This is a genomic window from Flavobacterium xizangense (assembly GCF_054075145.1).
Map to the genome: position 1 here is coordinate 1 of NZ_JBSIPG010000378.1, position 209 is coordinate 209.

Sequence of the window (209 nt, forward strand, 5' to 3'; positions counted from 1 at the left end):
AAAGTTGCATTTGGATGATTCTGCAAAAATGTGGCAGGAACTTCAGAACTGATATCGCCCTGAATTGTTCTCTTTATGATATCGGCTTTGTTTTGTCCCCAAGCCATTAATATAATTCGCTTTGATCTCATTATGGTTGAAACTCCCATTGTGATCGCACGTTTTGGAACGTTGTCGATTCCATTGAAGTCTGATGAAGCATCAACTCT

Annotated in this window: 1 protein-coding gene; it reads right to left on the reverse strand. The window is 39.2% G+C overall.

Annotated elements, in window-relative coordinates; translation table 11 throughout:
- Positions 1 to 209 (reverse strand): 6-phosphogluconolactonase (locus ACWA1B_RS23845; protein WP_456911183.1); only part of this gene is annotated, 209 nt, incomplete at both ends.